Genomic DNA, 19,084 nt, shown 5'->3' with positions numbered 1-19,084 from the left:
ATCGGTGAAGAAATCGAAGTTCCAGAAAGAGGCAGGTGAATTGCTTACAGGGATCAGGTGAAGTATAACGTCATACGAGCAACACCGGGGACAACTCACATCATGCCCTATGCAGTGGATGTAGACGCAAAGGAGGCCAATACCGAGCTGCCGCTCACCTCTCCTTCCGGCGCTCCCGCCGGGCTTGGCTGGCTTCCCTACGCTTCCATTGCCCTCCTGGTCGTCGTTCTGTACTACCGCGTGGCTATCAAACTGGTATACGACTGGGCCACTCTTCCGGATTACTCTCATGGCTTTCTGGTCCCCCTTTTCGCGGCCTTTTTAGTCTGGGACAAGAGGAAGGTGCTCCAGACCACCCCGATCCGGCAGAGCTGGTTTGGAGTTCCTCTGATCGTCTTCTCGATCGCGGTTCTGATCCTTGGCGTCTATGGCGTCGAACTATTCACGTCGCGCATGTCCTTCTTATTCCTGATGACCGGCCTGATCTGGACCTTCTTCGGCTGGGCGATGGTGCGTGCGCTCCGTTTTCCCCTCCTCGTTCTGGTTCTCGCGATTCCCTTTCCCGCCATCCTCTTCAACCAGATCACCTTCCCACTGCAGTTGCTGGCGTCGCGGATCGCCAGTGACATTCTTCCGCTGCTGGGGGTGCCGACGCTCCACGAGGGCAACGTGATCGAACTGCCGGTCATGAAGCTGGAGGTCGCCGAGGCCTGCAGCGGCATCCGCTCGCTGATGAGCCTGTTCACGCTTGCGGTCTTCTACGGCTATTTTCTGGAGCGGACCAACAGGCGTCGCGTCCTTCTTGCTCTGGCGAGCATTCCCATCGCCGTCGCGGCCAACGTTGCGCGCATCGTAGGCACCGGCCTGTGCGTCCAGTATTGGGACCCGGAGAAGGCGTTGGGATTCTTCCACGAGTTCTCCGGTTGGGTCATGTTCGTGATCTCTCTCGCCTGCCTCTACCTGGTTCACCGGGCCATGCAGCTGATCTCCCCCGTAAGGGCACAAACCACATGAGATCCCCACGCTTCTGGCTTGTGATCGTTCTGCTCGCCTCGACGGCCTTTATTCTGCAAAGCAGAGGCGACGCGGACCGCATACCCATCAGCCAGCCGCTCAGTCAGATGCCGGAACACTTCGGTGGCTGGACCGCACAGGATGTTCCGCTTACCGACGATACCCTCGCCGTTCTGGGTAAAGGCGACTTCCTGAATCGGATCTACACCAGCCAGCCAGCAGCAACTACTAGCTCGACGACCAGACTTGCCCCCGTCAGCCTCTTTATCGGCTACTTTGCCAGCCAACGCACAGGCCAGACCATGCACTCTCCGCAAAACTGCCTGCCGGGCGCGGGTTGGACCTTCGACTCGCAGAGATACACTGGCCTGCAGGATATTAACGGCAAGCGGTATAAGGTTGGCGAATACGTTATTAGCAACGGAGACATCAAACAGTTTGTTATTTACTGGTATCAGGCGCATGGCCGCAGCATCCCCAACGAGTACAGGGCCAAGCTCTACATGGTCGCCGATGCCATTCGCATGAACCGCACCGATGGAGCCCTGGTTCGGGTCATCACCCAGGTTCTGCCTTCGGAGTCGTTAGACAGCGCTAGGGAACGGGCTACCCAATTCACCCAGCTGATGGCGCCAAATCTGCCCCGGTTTATTCCTGACTGAGAACCGGCAGACCGAACTTTCACCTAAGTTGTATATCGGAGAGCCACGTCGGGCCCCGACAGTATCAATTACAGTGCGAGAATGACAAGATCGTTTGAAGAACAGTTGAGGAAATGCGCGATGCGAACTACCCTCCCCCAGGCAGCCCGTCAAATCGCAACAGTGCTGGCAGTCTCGCTTGCCCTTGGACTCACCGCGGGCTGTCATCGCGATCCCAACAAACAGAAGTTGCGCTATCTCGAAAGCGGCAAGCGCTATGCCGACCAGGGCAAGCTCAAGGAAGCGACGATTCAGTTCGCCAACGCCCTCAAAGTGGACCGCAACTACGCCGATGCTCACTACCAGCTCTCTAAGGTCTTCCTGAAACAAGGATCGGTCATGCCCGCGTACGGTGAGTTGATGCGCACGGTCGATCTGCAGCCTGGCAACCTCCAGGCGCGGATCGATCTCGGCAACATCCTGCTGGCCGGCAAACAGATCGATCGCGCCACCGCCCAGGCCACCGCGGTCCTCGCCATCGACAACAATAACGCTGACGCTCATGCTCTCCTCTCCAGCATCGCCGCAGCCAAGGGGGATCGCATCGAGGCACTGGCGCAGATTCAACAGGCTCTAGCGGCCGACCCGAATCGCGCCGCATTCCATGCCTCCCTGGGTCTGTTACAGAGCAACGATCCCGCCACCGCCGCCGCTGGGGAAGACCAACTCCGTAAGGCTGTTTCGCTGGACGGGAAGAATGTGACCGCGCGTGTGGTCCTGGCCTCGCTTCTGCAGAAGAAGGGTGACCTTCAGGGTGCCGAGGATCAGATGAAGGCTGCCATTGCGGCCGACCCCAAGAGCGTGTTGGCGCGGGCCAGCCTCGCGGATCTCTACATGCGTCAAAAGGACACTGCCAAGGTTGAGCAAACGCTTCGTCAGGCGTCGGAGGATCTCTCGGACTCCGAGAGTGGTGCAGGCATGTTGGCTACCTACTACATACGCACCAACCAGCTCCCTCAGGGCGAGGCCGCCTACGCGGATCTTGTCTCCAAACATCCAAAGAGTGCGCCGCTTAAGATCGCTTATCTGCGACTCCTGATTCTGAACAAAGATCTGCCCAAAGCGAGGACCGTCGGCGCGGAGCTAGCCAAAGCCGACAGCAATATTCCAGAGGTTGCCGTTCTCAATGGCATGCTGCTGCTCAACGATGGCAAGACCGGCGATGCCTTCACCATGCTGCAAAAGGCGGCCAAGGCCAATCCCGACAATCTGGTCGTCAAGCTCTGGCTCGGCCGGGCAGCCCGCGCTAAAGGCGATATGGCAGTTGCTCAGCAGAGCTTCCGCGATGCCGCTAAACTCAGCCCCAATAGTTTGGAGGCGCAGGCCGGCCTCGCAGAGGTCTCAATTGATACCCACGACTTCAGCACGCTTCATCAAGTAGCCGATACGGCCATTTCTATCAACCCACAGATTGCCGGACCCTACATCTGGCGCGGAATGGCCGAAGGCAGCCAGAAGGAGTTCGACAAGGCAGACGCTGACTTCCATCAGGCCATCAAGCTGGACCCGAAGAACCCCACCGGCTATCTGGAACTTGCGCAGCTTCGCCTCTTCCAGCAGAAGACTCCCGAAGCCCAGACCCTGCTCGAACAGTCGCTCGAGCTGAACCCCAACTCCTCACGCGCTCTGCGTCTGCTGGCCTCCGCTCTGCTGTATCAAAAGCAGCCGGCTAAGGCGATCAGCCGAGTTCAGGACCAGATCGCGAAGTCTCCGCAAAACGCCGACATGTACAACCTGCTGGCTGAGTTGCAGTTGAGCACTGGCGACCCCAAAGATGCGCTGACCTCATCCGAGAAAGCGATGCAGCTGAATCCGAACGACAATTCAGCAGTCATCAACTACACTCGAGCCGAAGTTACAGCTGGCGATCCCGCCAAGGCCGTGGCCAAATGGCAACAGTGGACCACGGATCATCCCACAGACGCTCAGGGGTTCACCATGCTGGGTACCATGCAGGAGTCCCAGGGCGACCGCAACGGAGCTATGGCCAGCTACAAGAAGGCTCTGGCCGTGCAGCCCGAACAACCGATTGCAGCCAACAATCTTGCGTACCTTATGGTGGAGACTGGACAAAACCTTGACGTTGCCCTCTCTCTGGCCCAGGTAGCGCGACGCGCCATGCCATCTTCGCCAAACACCGCGGACACCCTGGCCTGGATCTACTATCAGAAGGGCAACTTTGCTTCGGCCCGCGATCTTCTTGAGGATGCCGTCAAAGCAGCTCCCAACAGTGCGTCCATTCACTATCACCTGGGTATGACCTACACCAAGCTCTCCAACACCGCCGATGCAATGACTCACCTGAAGAAAGCGGTAGCCTTGGCGCCGAACACACAGACCGCGAAGGACGCCGACAAGGAACTCGCTCTGTTGAGCTGAATCCCCCTCCGAGGCATCAATGCTGTATCGGCTCCGAACGGCTCATGAGGGACTATTCTCCCCTGAGCAGAGTTGCGTAAACACTGGTGATCTGGCCCATCATGGCCTCGGTCGTGAACTTCTCGGCGGCCAGCCTCTTTCCCTCTGCTCCCATCTTCTTCGCCTTAGCGGTGTCGGAGAGCAGACTGATGATCGCGGACGCCAGAGCATCAGAGTCATCCGGCGGAACGATGATGCCGCTCACACCATCCTGGACGGCCTCTGCGTTGCCACCTACGTCAGTGGCGACTACGGGAAGGGCCGCAGCCATTGCCTCGACGATCGCATTCGAAAAACCTTCGCTCCGTGATGGCAACACGAAGACCTCGGCTGCAGAGAGGTAGCCTCTGAGATCGGTCACGCCTCCAACGAAGTGAAAGCGGCCGGACAGTTTCAGTTCGCTGACCAGTGCCTGCAACTCCGCAAAATACTCCGGCTCCAGAACATCGCCGGCGATACGGAACGACGCGTGGGGAAACTTTCTAATGACAGAGGCGGCGGCGCGAATAAAAACATCATGTCCTTTTACCCGGCGAATATTACCAACCGTCGCCACGATAGATTCTCCAGCGCGTTCTGCCGATCTGGAGTCCGCATTCCAGTCTGCTAGATCGAGCCCGTTGTAGACCGTCTGCACGCGCGACGGATCGATGCCGTCCACCTCAATACAATGCCGGCGCACTTGTTCGGAGACGGCAAACACCTTATCTGGAGCTCCTGCCATAAGGCGGTAGGCTGCATGATGCTTGCCGGTCCGAAGGATACCCATATCTCTTCGACTCCAGATGAGCTTTGCACTGGACATCGCTTTAGTTACAAATCCTGCCCAGATGTCCGAGCTCTCAAAGAACGTCTGAACGATCCGGATTCGTTGCTCCTTGAGGAACCTTCTTAGATCAAGACTGCCTCGTATTGCCTGCAGATCGTAGGTTCGCTGCAAAGGCAGCAGGTACACAGAGCATGGCGGCGACTGAAGACCAGCGCTTGCCGGGTCGGCTGAAAAGGTCAGGATCGAGACGCGGTATCCATATTGAGGAAGGAGAGCGGCGAGCTTGAGTACGATACGTTCTCCGCCGCCAAGTGTTTTGGGAAACTGATCGAGCACGAGCAGCACGTGAGGCAATTCAGCATACGCCGCGTTCCTGCCAGTCGATTCCTCAAGGTGGAGCGCCCGAATCATACTCATTTAGAAATCTTCCAGCCGCACGCAAAGTGAAGAACAGCACAGACAACGCACTCGCACATTACCGATACGCGAGAAATGGATTCGTACTGATCGTTGCATTCGAAGCGGTCGCCTCCGTCACCGGTGCGGCCTCGGAGAATTCAGTGGCGCGAAGAGTGGTTCCGACCAGCAGCCACAGCGGCGAGGTAATTTCGATATACGTCCATCGATCGCCAAAGCAGTTCGCTACGAGACAGGCGCAGATCGCCAGGAAGAGGCCGAGCCCAAGACCGCGATAGAGAGGGTCTTCCGCGATCTTGAAGAGGCGATAGGCCGCCGCAAGCATCTGCTGGAGCATGGCAAGCACAATCAGCATTCCGACGATGCCAGTCTCCACCAATACCTTGATGTACCAGTTATGCGTGTCCCTCAGGTTGTCGACGTGGGCTGTCAGTTGATAGGTGGCGAAGCCTGCCCCGAAGATCGGGTCGGCTGCGATGGCATCCTCAGCATCCTGCCACAATCGTACCCGCTCGTTGGCCGAGGACTCAAGCTGACCATTCGAGTTCTCCGTCATGTTGACTCTTTCACGGACGGCGGTCGGAACGATAGCCTGCCAGGTCACCAAGAAAAGTGCAGCGACGATGAGTAGTTTTCTGTCCTTCAAGAATCCTAGAACAACTACCGAAAAGATGATCGCAAGATAGGAGCCGCGCGAAAACGTGTACATGTCCGTGAAAATGGTCAGCGCGACGATTCCGTAAGAGATCAGCCGCAGTTTCTTCCTTTTTAGAAACTGTGCAAAGCCCCAGAAGAACATCGAAAATTGAGCGAGGTACGCTGCAGTCTGATTTGATCCGAAGCCCAGAGGACCGCCTCCGCGCTTGTTTTCGTCGAAGTTGGACCAACTTCTGGACATGCTGTCCATCAAACAACTTCGGTCGATGGCGACTACTGAAAATGCAGTGAGAAAAATTATGATCCTCACCGACTTTCTGTCTTCTACAACGAGACCCGCCGCGAGAAAGACTAGAGGAATCAGCATGTAGTCTTTCCACGTCACAAAGTTAATGTCCTGCAGCCAGATCGGTGGGGGCGCATTTCCCATCGCTACGCCGAGCCACATGGAGAGATAAAGATAGATCGCGAAGATCAGCCAGATCAGGTAGAGTTTCCCCTTTCCCTTGGGCAGACGCTTGCCTTTGATCAAGGCTCCCACAATCACAGCGATTACCAGGATGGTGAGCATGTTGCCACCCAGAGGATAGTCCAGAAAGTGATCGCGCATGGTGCGATAGGGCAGGAACGGAACCATGTAATAAAGCCCGTAGAGAGGCCTTTTGAGCAGCGACACGACGATCATGACGCAGAAGCCCAGATACGCAACCAACGGAATGTAATGTCCGATTCCTGTTCCTAACATGCAGTCTCATTTCATCGATCTATGAAGGACTAACCCCGCAACTGATAGATCGACTTCCTATCTCCTAATTCCAGACTTCTTTTCGTCCTACGATGAAATTGTAGAACGCCAGTGCGGCGGCCGTATTAAGCATTACGAACGTACTGGCGATTGCGATTGGTCTAAATTTTTTAGCAGATGGAATCAACGTTCCAAACGCGGCTGAGATATAGAACACGATCTGAATCCAGAAGATCGTCGCATAAAGCGGTCCTTTGGCCAACGCAGAGGACACGAGCATCAAAATCATCAGAAATGGAACGAGCAGCCGGAGAAGCTTGTGGCTCACGAAGCGGAAGAGTAGAGGATTCGACGGCGAAAGCAGCCACGGGGCCAGCCGAAGCAACTGGTAGTTCCCGGTCAGCGTACGAACCTTGCGCGAGAACTCCTTTCCTTTCTTGCTGAAGATCCGGTCTCTCGCAATTGCAGAAGGCTGAAACACAATCCGCTTTCCCTTCCGCGCCACATTCATCGGGACAAAGACGTCATCAAGAATCGTCCCTGGGGGAATCTCCGTGTACAGTTCGCGCCGGATTGCGTAGATCGCTCCCGTCACCCCCACGACCGAGCCGGACGCAGACTCGAGTTTGCGCACCGCTTTTTCGATCTTCCAGTAGATCCCGAGGCCCTCTTCACTGGCGTCGCCGGCAGGTGTCTCGAGCAAAAGCTCACCACTCACCGCGCCGATCGTCGGATCGTCAAAGCATGCGACCAACTCCGAGACGGCGTCCTCGTCGACGGTCTGCCGCGCGTCAAGAAATACGAGGATTTCGCCCTGCGCCAGACCCACGGCCTCGTTCAAGGCGGCAGCTTTGCCATTGGACCTCTCGAGAACTACCGGGACGATGCTGGGAGCTTGCTCCCGTAGAATTTCGGCTGTGCGGTCCGTCGATCCGTCGGAGACGATGACGATCTGAAGCCGGTCTCTCGGGAAGGTCAAACGACGAAGATTCTCCAGCTTGGCTGGCAAATTCGCCTCTTCGTTACGCGCCGCCATAATGATCGAGACGTTTGGAGTTGCGGAGCGAGTTCCGGGAAGACGACGTTTGCGGAAGCGAACACAGAACCAAAGCCAGATCGCGTAGCCGAGATACGCGTAACCTGTCAGCGCAAAGCAGTACCAGAAGATCAACTTTGTCATACTGTATGCTTCCGGAGAGCGTGGAGCGGTCTCGGTCGTACGCTAAGGCTAAGAAACGACGCAGATTCGGACTTGAGACGTTTCATTGGCTGATCCGGGGACTTCAACAGCTATTTGCATTGCGAGCCGAAGTCGGCGATGACCCACAGGTCTACGATACGCTGCTATCTCCATACCAGACAACAATATGATTTACACCGAAGTGGTATTGGCGGCGTCGGTGGAACCGCGTAAAAAGTCTCCAGGGTCGCCCGCAAATTTCAAATTGGGCTCTGTTTAAACGATAGTCACGTTCGACCCGACCCGGATGGCCGAACTCCCGAGAGGAACACATCTTGCTGATATAAACTGGTCGTCGAAAGTCATCGACGGCCTCAACGTAGCCGATACTCAGTGAGGCAACGACTTTCGGGACCCTGAGTGAAGCAGCATCACGAAGTTCCTCCGCTTCTAAGCCAAACGTCCATTCTGGAGCCTCAACTTGCCGCAGTTGCGTGTACGACACATTGCTCGGAACGTACTGTTCAATTGGCTGGGAACACTCGCCAATATGGCAGTCGGATTCTTTTTTGCGCCATTCATTCTGCATCGCCTCGGAGACGCCGCCTACGGAGTATGGGTGCTGGCCATCTCGGTCGTAGGCTATCTGGGCCTGATGGACCTGGGCCTGCAAAGTTCTGTCCTGAGGTTTGTCTCGAAGGGCCATACCACCGGAGATCATGAAGGATCCTCGGAGGCAATCTCCGCCGCGCTCTGGGTACGCTTACAGATCGGCGCAGTCTGCCTGGTGCTGAGTGTCGGCCTGGCTGCCATCTTCCCATTGTGGTTCAAAGTCCCACCCGCGCTGGCGAGCGACGCTCGCAAGGCCATTCTTTTGATCGGGCTAACCACAGTCATTGGAATGACCTTCGGTGTCGCTTCGGCTGTTCTTTCTGCGCTCAATCGTTACGATCTGCAAAATTATGTCGGTCTCACGCAGACTGCGATCCGAGTCATGGGAGTTGTCTACGCACTACGCACCGGGCACGGGATTATCTCCATTGCTTTCTGCGAGCTCATCGCGATCATCGTCAGCAGTGCCCTTCTCTTGTATACCGCGCATCGTCTTTATCCTGAACTGAGAGTGAAGCTGCAAAAACCGAAGAGGGAGACCCTGCGAAAACTCTGGGTCTACAGCTCGTATGCCTTTCTGACGACCATCGCAGTCCAGTTGGTCTATCAGGCGGACAATCTGGTTGTCGGCGCCTTCGTCTCCGCGACTGCAGTCACTTACTATGCCATCGGCAACTCCCTCTGTCGATACGCCAGTCAGATCGTAGGCTCGATCGGCGGATCCTTCGTTCCAGCCGCAAGCACCTATGAGGCGGCTGGCGACACGGCTGGACTTCTTGCGCTCTTCAGAAACGGGACGCGAGCGACGATCATGGTCTCCCTGCCGATACTCATCACCCTGGTCGTTCGCGGTCGCACCTTCATTTCACTTTGGATGGGACCGCAGTATGCGCAGAGCTCGGGAACAGTTCTGATCATTCTTTGCACGGCGCTTTTCTTCTCGTTCGCAAACAGAACCGCCGCATCAATTGCCTACGGAGTAGAAAAACATAAGGCCTCCGCTCTCTGGGCGATCTCAGAGGGAGTCACAAATCTGATACTGAGCGTCGTCCTGGTTCGCTGGTACGGCATCTATGGCGTTGCGCTCGGAACCATGATCCCGAGTTTGATCGTCCATGTGGTCTTCTGGCCGCGCTACATCTCAAAGCTGGTCGGACTCAGTGCTTTTGAGGTCATATGGAATGTCTGGGCTCCCATGTTTCTCGCCGGGGTACCCTTCGTCATAGCTTCTTACGCCATGGCAGCCTTCCCGGTCCATAACTTGACGATATTTTTCATCCAGGTTCTAGCTACGTTGCCGGTTTACTTTCTCGCGGTTGCCTTTATCTTCCGAGGCTATGTTCGACAGCAGGTCGTCCCGCGAATACGTTCTTTGTTGTTTACCAGCGCGCACTGAAGCTCTTGTCACTGGCTGGAGATACGTCAGCCCGTCACCGCAGGGCGCACCAACATCCGTCATTCGGACTTAGACAGCATTCGATGCCGGGCGGTCATGATCGTCTTTACGAGACCATATTGCAGCAGGTAATTCCGTATCATCTCTTTGTGAAACATTCCATACGCCTTCGTTGAGCGAAAGTACGTCTTCGGCTTGCCTACAGCAACCGCGGTAGTGACGGCAGCTCTTCGATAGGAGGCCAAATCGGCCAAAGCCACTCTCACCTCCGCGTCGCGAATAGCTTTCCCCCTCAGATCCATCGCATCCTGCGGAGAGAAGCCGGTGAAGAGGAGATCCGCATTCAGCTCCGCCATGGCATCGAAGTAGGTGTGGTACTTCGAATTGGCCTGACCCATCGTACTTGCGGAGTGTTGCCTGTATTTAAGAAGCACCTCCGGCAAATTCGCCAGTTCAGAGATTAAACTCACACGAAACCATAGATCGTGATCCTCAAAAGGCTTCAGATCTCGGTAGTTTCCAGCTTCCAAGATGATGCTGCGCCGAAACATCACGGTGGGATGGCAGATAGGATTAAGCCATCGCACCAGCCAGCGGAGATCCGCGTCCTGTGTCGAATAAGGTGTGATATGAGGGCGTATCGCACCCTTCGAATCGATAAATTCGACCTCGGTACCCAAAACTCCGGCTTCAGGATGTTGTTGCATGAACGCAACTTGCATCCCGAGGCGATGTGGATACAGGACGTCGTCTGCGTCGATCCTGGCACACAACTCCGTCTTCGCCTCGAGAACCAATCTCGCCAGAGAAGGCCCAAGCTTCAGAGGTTCCCCCGAGATGACTCGTCCGGGAAGCCGCGAAGGAATCCAGCGATGCAGCTCCTCAAGCGTTCCATCGGTCGAACCGTTGTCCCATACCAGAATCTCCCAGTTTTTATAATCCTGACGCTCGATCGATTCCAAGGTCTCCGGCAGGAAAGGCATGCCGTTCAGCACAGGCATCAGCAGAGTGAGAGAGGGCTCGCTCATAAAATTTCCGATCTCAAACGAATACAGCCACGCAGCAACGATGTAATTCTTTCTGTCATCAGTCAGCTCGGCAGAAATTCACGATAGATTTGGGCCACATTGGCTGTAAACACCTGAGAGTTGTAGGTGCGTCTGCAATGTTCGCGTGCCGCATCTCCAATTTGCTTAGCCAACTCCGGATGCTCGATACATTTGAGGATCGCATTGGCCAACTCATCGCTCTTCTCGTGACCGTGGAGATATCCGGTTACACCATCGATAATCACCTCAGGAATTCCATCGACTCTGGTTGCAATGACAGTCTTGCCTAATGCCATCGCCTCGAGGATCGAGAGCGGCAGACCCTCCCTGTGAGTGCAGAGCACGAAGAGATCCAGTGCCGAAACGATACGCGGCACATCCGATCGAAAGCCCGTGAAGATAAACCGGTCGGCGATACCAAGGTCAACCAGACGCTGGTGCACATGCCGGTAGTGCTCTCGATTCATCTCCACCACAGAGTTGTCCCCGACCACCAGAAACTGTACATCAGTTCGGTGAGCAAGAACCAACGCAGCCGCGTTGGCCAACGTGTCGTAGTCCTTCTGTGGATTTACCCTGGCAATCATTCCCACCAGGGTCGCGCCCTCGGCCACGCCTAATTCCTTGCGGAGCGTTTTGCTGACGGAAGCCTTTTGTGGTTCGGTGATATCCACTGCGTCATAAAGGACCCGCGCCTTGGCATCGGGAATCCTCAGCGCGAACTGTCGTCTTGAGTCCTGAGAAACAAAAACGTATCCTGCCACTCCGAGAAAGCCAAGCCGATCGCGCAGGCCAATCTCGGGATATCTCGATCGCACATGGGTAATCATCGGCACTCGAGCCAGAAACGCCGCGAGACTGTTGTGATAGGTCGCCTTCGTCTCGGAACAATGGGCCAGATTTACGCCAAGCCGCTTCATCTCTCGCGCCACAGTCAGGGACTGTTTGAAGTAACGCAGTGCATGCCGAACGCTTGGCTCTGGCGGAATGTACGACACCACCACCACTCCCGCTTTTTCGCAGGCTTCCTTCAACTCCAGCGCGGCTGGCTTACAAAACGCCACGTGACGAAACTGATCCCGCGTTGCCTCTATGATTCGGAGAGTCGCAATCTCGACGCCTCCGATGCCGTCCCACGGGAGAAAATGTGCGATTGTCGGCTTTTCAGCCTCAACCACGTTGGAATCTGCGCTTCGCATGTATCCTCATATCCAATCCTACGAGGATGGACACAAAAGATATATCGATATCTCAGCAATCTCGTATCAATCGCTGGTACTTTTGGGGAGTGCGGCGGCGCTGGGGCCGTTGATACAGTCAAGATGATTGCACTCGTTGCCCGACTCCATAAACACTCGGGGTCCCGTCGGTCCTGCAGCCGAACTGTCACAAATCGGGTCATCTTTCCGCAATCTCGCCGAAGATCAATCCCGTATTAATAACGCGCAAGATCGTTTGCCTCGCAAGGATAGAGGACTGATAAGATCGCTGTACCGTAAGGCAAATTGGCAGCTGAGCCCATTTTTTCAGGGCATTGAAGATGAATAAATTCTCCGAAGATATAGCACGTTACCGATCCATGGGCCATAGCGGGAAACAGCTTTGGCTGAACCCCGCGATATGGGCGATCACGATCTATCGATTTGGTAATTGGCTCTACTCTGCGAACCCTTTTGTCTTGATTCGGATTCCTCTAAAGATCGTGTACTTCTTCGCCTACATGTTCTCTGAGGTCGTCATGGAGATGTGTCTCGATCCCCAGGCTACGATCGGCGGCGGCCTCTACATCGCGCACATCGGCGGCGTTCACATCAACCCACAGGCGATTATCGGAAGCAACTGCGACATCGCCCATCGTGTAACCATCGGCGCTTCTGCAATGGGCCGCAAAGGCGCGCCGGTCCTTGGCGACCGGGTCTACATCGGCACAGGCGCGACGCTGGTCGGCAAGATCAAGGTGGGCAGTGGCGCAAAGATTGCCGCCAACACGCTCGTCATGAGCAACATTCCAGAGGGCGCGACGGTCATGGGAGTACCCGGCCGCATCATCATGAGAGCACCGAAGGCGGTCGAATCCCCCGCCCCCGCGGTAGCGGAGACCACAGATGCAAAGTGATACAGAGCGACAGGAATTGCGCCGCGCTATCAAGGATGCCGCGACGTCGCAGGATGCAGCAACTGCGGTAGGGGTTGCGCGAAAGCTCCTCGCCACCTCCAGCAAACCCGCCGACGTTATGTTCTGCGCCTCGTCGTTTACAGCCCTGGGCGACGCTCTCGTGAGCCAACTGCAAGCCAGACGACTCAAAACTCACATCGTCCGGTCAGTAACGATTGAGCCGATCCTACCCTCTCTGACCACCGAAGCGGTGCTGTCAAACTATGTCCTCGATCTGAACATCGGTGGCTACGGCTCTTACGTCGATGAGCTGCTCAATCCCCTAAGCGCCCTCGCCAAGTTCAAGCCTGACCTCGTCTTCATCCTGTTGGATCTCGAAGACATCGCAGGCCGTCTGCCAGATCTCTGTGCGGACGGTATAGGCGACGCTGTTGAGGCAGAGATCGAAGAATCCGTCACGCGCATCGCTCAGCTGCTGGGAAACTTTCGCTCCGGCAGCTCTGCGCGCATTCTCTTTCAAGGCTGCGTTGTTCCCGACCAAACCTCGCTTGGAGACGTCGGAGAGGCGAACCTCCCCCACAGTCTAACCAACGCGGTCTACCAGCTGAACCAAAAGCTCGCGGCCTTATGCCGTTCCGTCTCAGACTGTGTCTTCTTCGATGTGGATCATCTTGCAGCCCGTCACGGCCGCGCAAGCTGGCGCGACGCGCGAATGTTTTTGGCATCCCGCCTTCCCGTAGCCTCTGCCTGCTTCGGAGCTTACTCGCGCGGCCTGGTTCGCTCGTTCTCCCCGCTCTTTCGTGCTCCCCGCAAAGTTCTGTGTACGGACCTCGACAACACCTTATGGGGCGGAGTTCTGGGAGAGGAAGGGCCGGAGGGCATCGCTACCGGCAGCGCCTTCCCGGGCAACTGCTACCTCGAATATCAGAGGTATCTCAAGCAACTATCGTCTCGCGGTATCCTTCTCGCCATCGTCTCAAAGAACAACGACGCAGACGTTCGCGAGGCCTTTCAAATCCGCGCCGCCGACCTGGGACTCACCCTGAATCATTTCGTCGCGACGAAGATCAGCTGGAACGAAAAGGCAACCTCTATTCGTGAGCTTGCAGAAGAGCTTTCTCTCGGCCTCGACTCCTTCGTCTTTGTCGATGACAACCCGGTAGAGTGTGAAGCAATCCGTCAACAACTGCCCGAGGTGGCCGTGATCGCAGCTCCGGTCGAGGAACCATGGAAGCTGGTTGAGCTCCTTTCGTCTCAACCGTTCTTCGACGCCGCTGTCGTCACCGACGACGACCTCAATCGTCTGAACGAATACAAAGCGCAGGCTCAACGAGCAGAGCTCGCCAACACAGCAGGAGATCGCGATGAGTTTCTCGCCTCGCTCGAGATCGTCTGCACCTTCCTCAGTGCTTTGGACGCCCCCCTCGCACGTTCAGTTCAACTTCTCGCCAAGACAAATCAGTTCAATCTCACCACACGCCGGCATTCCACAGCTGAGGTAGAGGAGTTCGCTTCCGCCGCAGGAGGTCAGGCAATCGCCGTTCGCGTACGCGACCGTTTCGGCGATGCTGGAGTTGTCGGGCTAGCCCTCGCACGTACAGAGGGTGATACCTGTTCCATCGATTCCCTGCTGTTATCGTGCCGGGTGATCGGCCGTGGCATCGAAACCGCGCTGTTGGCGCACCTCGGAGCGAATGCCATCAGAGCGGGCGCCATACGTCTGGTCGGCGAATTCATTCCGACGAAGAAAAACGCTCCTTGCGCAGACTTCTATCTCGATCACGGCTTTGTCAAAGATCCCTCATCGAGGGATGCTTCGCCTGACTCTATCTTTTATCAACTTGATCTGACCACCGCGGCGCCTGAGAGCCCCAAGTGGCTAAACCCTGGAAGGAAATGAATCGAATGAGTTCTCAGCAAGTGCCGTCGTCGCTTCGTGACATTCTCGCAGACGTCCTGGAAATCTCGCCCGAAGAGGTCACACCTGAGCTCGGTGTCGGCACCATCGACAACTGGGACTCCTTCCGCCATCTGCAGGCGATACTCGCCATCGAAGGCGAGTATGGCGTTCAGTTCGACCCGTCCCGCATCGCGGAGCTGACCACCGTCTCGCTGATCCAGGCAGAGCTGGTCGCCAAGGGAGCGACACTTTGAACGCTGAGGATCTCGGCTTCAAACTCCGTCATGTAGGAGTAGCGGTTCCCAAACTCGGGCCTACGACGGACGCGCTCGAAGCGCTGTTCGGCTACAAGGTCGTCTCCGGCCCATTCGACGACCCGATCCAAAAAGTCAGCGTAAACTTCCTCGCAAAGTCAGACAACGACGTAGCTGAGATCGAGCTCATCGCGCCTCTCAGCGAAGACTCTCCCATCACTGCGATGCTTGCGAAGGGCGGAGGTGCGGCCTACCACCTCTGCTTCGAGACCAGTGACATCGAGCAAGCCGTGGCTCACGCAAAAAATAACGGCTGCATCATCGTCAGCCCGCCGGTTCCCGCAGTCGCCTTCAACGGCCGCAGAATCGCCTGGATCTACACCCGCTCCCGCCAACTCTTCGAACTCGTCGAAGCTGCGGTTTAGCCGATGCAATCTATGTATGATTCAGCCAATGCCTCCCAATCTGTTTGAGAGAAAATCATCGCTCGTTGAATCGGGACAAATCCGGTGACCAGGCCGCCATACAGACTCTATCTTCTCTATCACGAACTGCGGCCCAGCCGAAGCGAGTACTCCTACGTCGTCGAGACAGACCAGTTTGAAAAACAGGTCGACCTTTTTCTCGAACTAAGAAAAAGACACCCGCCAGGCCTTTTTCCCGAGATCACCTTCGACGACGGGCATGTCTCAAACTTCGAGTTCGCTTTGCCTATCCTGCAATCGCGCGCCATCAAAGCATGGTTCTTCATCACAACAGGCTGGACGGGCCAGAGGCCGGGCTACATGGGATGGCAGGAGCTGCGCGAACTGCAGCAAGCCGGCCAACAGATCGGCGCACACGGATGGTCCCACGCACTCCTCACCCATTGCGACCCGGCGCAGTTACATAAAGAGTTAGTCGAAGCGCGACTCACGCTCGAAGACAAGCTCGGAGTACCAGTCACAGGGATGTCGCTGCCCGGCGGACGATCGAATCAACGCGTTCTCGATGCCTGTCGCGAGGCTGGGTACACCAAGGTTTTTACCTCGGTCCCAAGACCAGAACCGCATCCGACCGGGACAATCGTAGGTCGTCTGAACATTCGCGGCGATATGACGCTGGAGTGGATCGCGAAACTCTTCGAATCGGAGAGCGGCGTCTTATCCAGCCTCAAACGACAGCACCACATAAAGGCCACCGCCAAGACTCTGCTAGGCGACCGGCTCTACGAAAAGCTTTGGGCTCTCCTCAATCAACAAGAGCCGGACACCAACGACGGAGAAGCTGCTACTCATGAAGATCCTGCACATCATCAGTAGCGGAGGCATGTACGGCGCAGAGGCGGTGATCCTGAATATGTCGCGCACTCTGAACGAGAGCTCGCATTCGAGCATCCTCGGGGTCTTTTCGAACTCCGCGAACCCGAACCTGCAGCTTCACGAAGTTGCTATTGCGCAGGGGATCGACTCGCATCTGATCTCCTGCGCGGGACAGATTGATCGGACCGTACCTGCAAGCATCCGAGAGCTTATCGCTCGCACCAACGCGGACATCGTCCACGCGCACGGCTACAAAGCAGACATATACTCCTACTTCGCCCTGCGCCAATCGGCCGTTCCGCTCATCTCCACCTGCCACACTTGGTACGACAACGATCTGGCTGTCTCCCTATACGGGAGGGCGGACCGCTTCGTGCTCCGGAGTTACGCGGCAGTAGTTGCAGTGTCCGAAGAGGTGAGCCAGCGCCTGTTGAAGGCTGGCGTTCGCAAGGACAGGGTTCATATCGTTCGAAACGGCATCGACCTCCGCCCCTTCGATAACGCGTCTCCGTTGCTGCGAAGTGTCTCTTCCCAGGATCAACCTCCAATCGTAGGACTGGTTGGGAGGCTCGCCACGGAGAAGGGCGTAGACATCTTTCTTCGAGCGGCCGCGCGCGTCCTGGTTGAGCTTCCGTCTACAAAGTTCGTCGTGGTCGGCGAGGGGCCGGATCGCGAACAACTTGAATTGCTCATCAACGAGTTGCAGATTCGGAGAAACGTCTCCATGCTCGGACGTCGAGACGACATGCCTTCTGTCTACGCCTCGCTCGACATCATGGTCTCCGCGTCCCGCCAGGAGGGCCTGCCGATCGCCATTCTCGAGGGCATGGCAAGCAGCCTGCCAATCATTGCAACCGCAGTAGGCGCGGTGCCAACTGTAATTCTCGATGGTCGCACGGGAGTGCTCATTCCTGCGGAAAACGTCGAGACTCTGGCGTCGGAGATCATAAAACTCCTGCCAAACCAAACGCGGCGACAGAATCTCGGGAGCGCCGCGAAAAAACTCGTTGAAGAAGAGTTTTCCGCCCAGCGTATGACAGCAGACTACCTCCGCATCTACGAACAGGCGATCGCAACCAAGAAGCAAACCGCAACCACCCCCTCAGATTCCTCCGCAGTCCCGCAAGGAAAGACCAAGTGAGCGAAGATACCCGGCGACCAACCGTCTTCATGATGGATCTCTGGGCCACTGTGCCCTACTACACGGCGTATCTGTCGAAGGCGCTCCTGAAGAAACACGTCAATCTCATGGTCGGTTCCATCTCTTACTATCTCGACCCCGGTTGCTTTTCAAATCGCGGCATCATGCTCGACCCAGGATTGATGGACGTAGTCGGCAAGTTCCGATTGCCGCGACTCCCACGCAGAGTTCTGAAGCTCCTTGAATCACTTCTCAATCTCGCTGCGCTGGCGGTGCGCTTCCTCATCTCTTCGCCCGATGTTGTCCATGTGCAGTTTCTTCCCATGCTGACCTCGCGCCTACCGCTCGATCTCTGGTTCGTTCAGTTCTGCCGCCGACGCGGCTCTAAGATCGTGCTGACGGTCCACGATCTTCTTCCCCATAACACCGGCGAGAGTCACAAGCAGATCTTCCACGACCTCTATCAAATGGCCGACCGGATCATCTGTCACTCGGAGAGCATTCGAGAGAGACTCGCGGTTGAGTTCTCAGTGAAAGGAGAAAAGGTCGCGGTCATCCCTCATGGTCCGTTCTTCTACGACCTCCCTGCCACTGCCGAACAAACATTGCAGAGCTTCGAGCTGGATCCACGAAAGATGCTCGTGCTATGGCAAGGCATCATCTCTCCCTACAAGGGAATCGATCTCCTCCTCGAGGCCTGGCGGAACGTTGAAGCAACCGTCGAGAACGTCGACCTGCTGATCGTTGGTACAGGACCAACAGAACTACTCGATCAAATTCGCGAACAAATTCGCAGCCTGAAACTCCGGCGCGTCCGGCTTCACCCACGCTTCATCTCCACGGAAGAGCTCTTAGCCCTCTATCGAGCCGCAGACATCGTCGTCTATCCGTATGGCGCGATTACGACCAGCGGAGCGCTTGCAACCGGGCTGGCCTTAGGCAAAACCATCGTCGCCAGCGATCTGCCCGTCTTTCGTGAGCTGCTCACCGACCGCGAAAATGTATTTTTCTTCGACCCCCAAAGACCAGTCGAACTTGCCGATGCGCTCGTTCAGCTCCTGGAAGATGCTCTTTTAAGAGAACGACTTGCAGAAAATGTGCGGAAGATGAACTTTGGAGAGGAATCCTGGTTGTCAATTGCGGATAAAACAATTGAGTGTTACAAATTCGTTCAGCCTCTCCGGCTATGGTATAAAAATTAAGTAATCCCTTTTTGAAGCGTTCGTCGTTGTAAGTCGTCGCTCTTTCTATCTGCCGGTTCTGATGCGTTAGGAGATCGCTCTCTCAAGAGCTATCTTTCTCAGGCGGGCAAGACCAATTCGATATAGAACTTATAAATTCGCATCCTCCCTGTTCCCCACCACCATGCATTGCGCTGGACTTGGTTCGTTGGCCTCAACACCTGCCGCGGACA

Annotated in this window: 16 protein-coding genes; 11 read left to right on the top strand and 5 right to left on the bottom strand. The window is 56.1% G+C overall.

What is annotated here, in order from left to right:
- The first annotated feature begins 102 nt into the window (after nt 1-102).
- From RBB81_RS09185 to RBB81_RS09175, 3 genes are all read left to right on the top strand, one after another.
- Nucleotides 103-1,014: an exosortase/archaeosortase family protein gene (locus RBB81_RS09185; protein ID WP_353073470.1), complete on the top strand. Its 912-nt coding sequence runs from the start codon at nt 103-105 to the stop codon at nt 1,012-1,014.
- A complete protein-coding gene (locus RBB81_RS09180; protein WP_353073469.1) occupies nt 1,011-1,676 on the top strand; it encodes an exosortase C-terminal domain/associated protein EpsI in 666 nt (221 codons plus the stop codon). Before RBB81_RS09185 ends, RBB81_RS09180 begins: the two co-directional genes overlap by 4 nt.
- A 120-nt stretch (nt 1,677-1,796) precedes the next feature.
- Nucleotides 1,797-4,094: a tetratricopeptide repeat protein gene (locus RBB81_RS09175; RefSeq protein ID WP_183789636.1), complete on the top strand. Its 2,298-nt coding sequence runs from the start codon at nt 1,797-1,799 to the stop codon at nt 4,092-4,094.
- 52 nt (nt 4,095-4,146) lie between these two features.
- On the opposite strand, the gene RBB81_RS09170 is transcribed toward RBB81_RS09175, so the two are convergent.
- The 3 genes from RBB81_RS09170 to RBB81_RS09160 all read right to left on the bottom strand — a co-directional run bounded on the left by RBB81_RS09170 (nt 4,147) and on the right by RBB81_RS09160 (nt 7,901).
- Nucleotides 4,147-5,319 (bottom strand): glycosyltransferase family 4 protein, encoded by a 1,173-nt coding sequence (locus RBB81_RS09170; protein ID WP_353073468.1) that lies wholly within the window; start codon nt 5,317-5,319, stop codon nt 4,147-4,149.
- A 58-nt stretch (nt 5,320-5,377) separates the two neighbouring features.
- The gene (locus RBB81_RS09165) at nt 5,378-6,721 is read right to left on the bottom strand and encodes an O-antigen ligase family protein (RefSeq protein ID WP_353073467.1); all 1,344 of its coding nucleotides are present in this window, start codon (nt 6,719-6,721) and stop codon (nt 5,378-5,380) included.
- Between the two features lie 64 nt (nt 6,722-6,785).
- Nucleotides 6,786-7,901, bottom strand: a complete 1,116-nt coding sequence (locus RBB81_RS09160; RefSeq protein WP_353073466.1) for a glycosyltransferase family 2 protein — start codon at nt 7,899-7,901, stop codon at nt 6,786-6,788.
- 550 nt (nt 7,902-8,451) lie between these two features.
- Between RBB81_RS09160 and RBB81_RS09155 the strand changes: the two genes are divergently transcribed.
- Nucleotides 8,452-9,909 (top strand): oligosaccharide flippase family protein, encoded by a 1,458-nt coding sequence (locus RBB81_RS09155; RefSeq protein WP_179581637.1) that lies wholly within the window; start codon nt 8,452-8,454, stop codon nt 9,907-9,909.
- Nucleotides 9,910-9,968: 59 nt separating this feature from the next.
- On the opposite strand, the gene RBB81_RS09150 is transcribed toward RBB81_RS09155, so the two are convergent.
- Nucleotides 9,969-10,937 (bottom strand): glycosyltransferase, encoded by a 969-nt coding sequence (locus tag RBB81_RS09150; RefSeq protein WP_353073465.1) that lies wholly within the window; start codon nt 10,935-10,937, stop codon nt 9,969-9,971.
- A 62-nt stretch (nt 10,938-10,999) separates the two neighbouring features.
- Nucleotides 11,000-12,157 carry a glycosyltransferase gene (locus tag RBB81_RS09145; RefSeq protein ID WP_353073464.1) on the bottom strand — a complete coding sequence of 386 codons (1,158 nt, stop codon included), beginning with the start codon at nt 12,155-12,157 and terminating at the stop codon, nt 11,000-11,002.
- A gap of 341 nt (nt 12,158-12,498) precedes the next feature.
- Between RBB81_RS09145 and RBB81_RS09140 the strand changes: the two genes are divergently transcribed.
- From RBB81_RS09140 to RBB81_RS09110, 7 genes are all read left to right on the top strand, one after another.
- Nucleotides 12,499-13,074 (top strand): serine O-acetyltransferase, encoded by a 576-nt coding sequence (locus RBB81_RS09140; RefSeq protein WP_353073463.1) that lies wholly within the window; start codon nt 12,499-12,501, stop codon nt 13,072-13,074.
- Nucleotides 13,064-14,974: an HAD-IIIC family phosphatase gene (locus RBB81_RS09135; protein ID WP_353073462.1), complete on the top strand. Its 1,911-nt coding sequence runs from the start codon at nt 13,064-13,066 to the stop codon at nt 14,972-14,974. The genes RBB81_RS09140 and RBB81_RS09135 overlap by 11 nt, the downstream gene beginning before the upstream one ends.
- A gap of 5 nt (nt 14,975-14,979) precedes the next feature.
- Entirely contained in the window at nt 14,980-15,228 is a 249-nt protein-coding gene (locus RBB81_RS09130; RefSeq protein ID WP_183789654.1) for an acyl carrier protein, read from the top strand.
- On the top strand, nt 15,225-15,653 hold the full coding sequence (locus RBB81_RS09125; RefSeq protein WP_353073461.1) for a VOC family protein: 429 nt from the start codon (nt 15,225-15,227) through the stop codon (nt 15,651-15,653). Before RBB81_RS09130 ends, RBB81_RS09125 begins: the two co-directional genes overlap by 4 nt.
- Before the next feature lie 84 nt (nt 15,654-15,737).
- A complete protein-coding gene (locus RBB81_RS09120) occupies nt 15,738-16,529 on the top strand; it encodes a polysaccharide deacetylase family protein (RefSeq protein WP_353073460.1) in 792 nt (263 codons plus the stop codon).
- Nucleotides 16,504-17,670, top strand: coding sequence for a glycosyltransferase family 4 protein (locus tag RBB81_RS09115; protein WP_353073459.1), 1,167 nt, complete (start codon nt 16,504-16,506; stop codon nt 17,668-17,670). The genes RBB81_RS09120 and RBB81_RS09115 overlap by 26 nt, the downstream gene beginning before the upstream one ends.
- Nucleotides 17,667-18,872, top strand: coding sequence for a glycosyltransferase family 4 protein (locus RBB81_RS09110; RefSeq protein ID WP_353073458.1), 1,206 nt, complete (start codon nt 17,667-17,669; stop codon nt 18,870-18,872). Before RBB81_RS09115 ends, RBB81_RS09110 begins: the two co-directional genes overlap by 4 nt.
- Nucleotides 18,873-19,084: the final 212 nt, after the last annotated feature.

Origin of the sequence: Tunturibacter gelidoferens, from assembly GCF_040358255.1 — a bacterium.
Classification (GTDB): Bacteria; Acidobacteriota; Terriglobia; order Terriglobales; family Acidobacteriaceae; genus Edaphobacter; species Edaphobacter gelidiferens.
The sequence above is the reverse complement of the archived record's forward strand: the minus strand, read 5'-3'. Positions and strand labels throughout refer to the sequence as shown.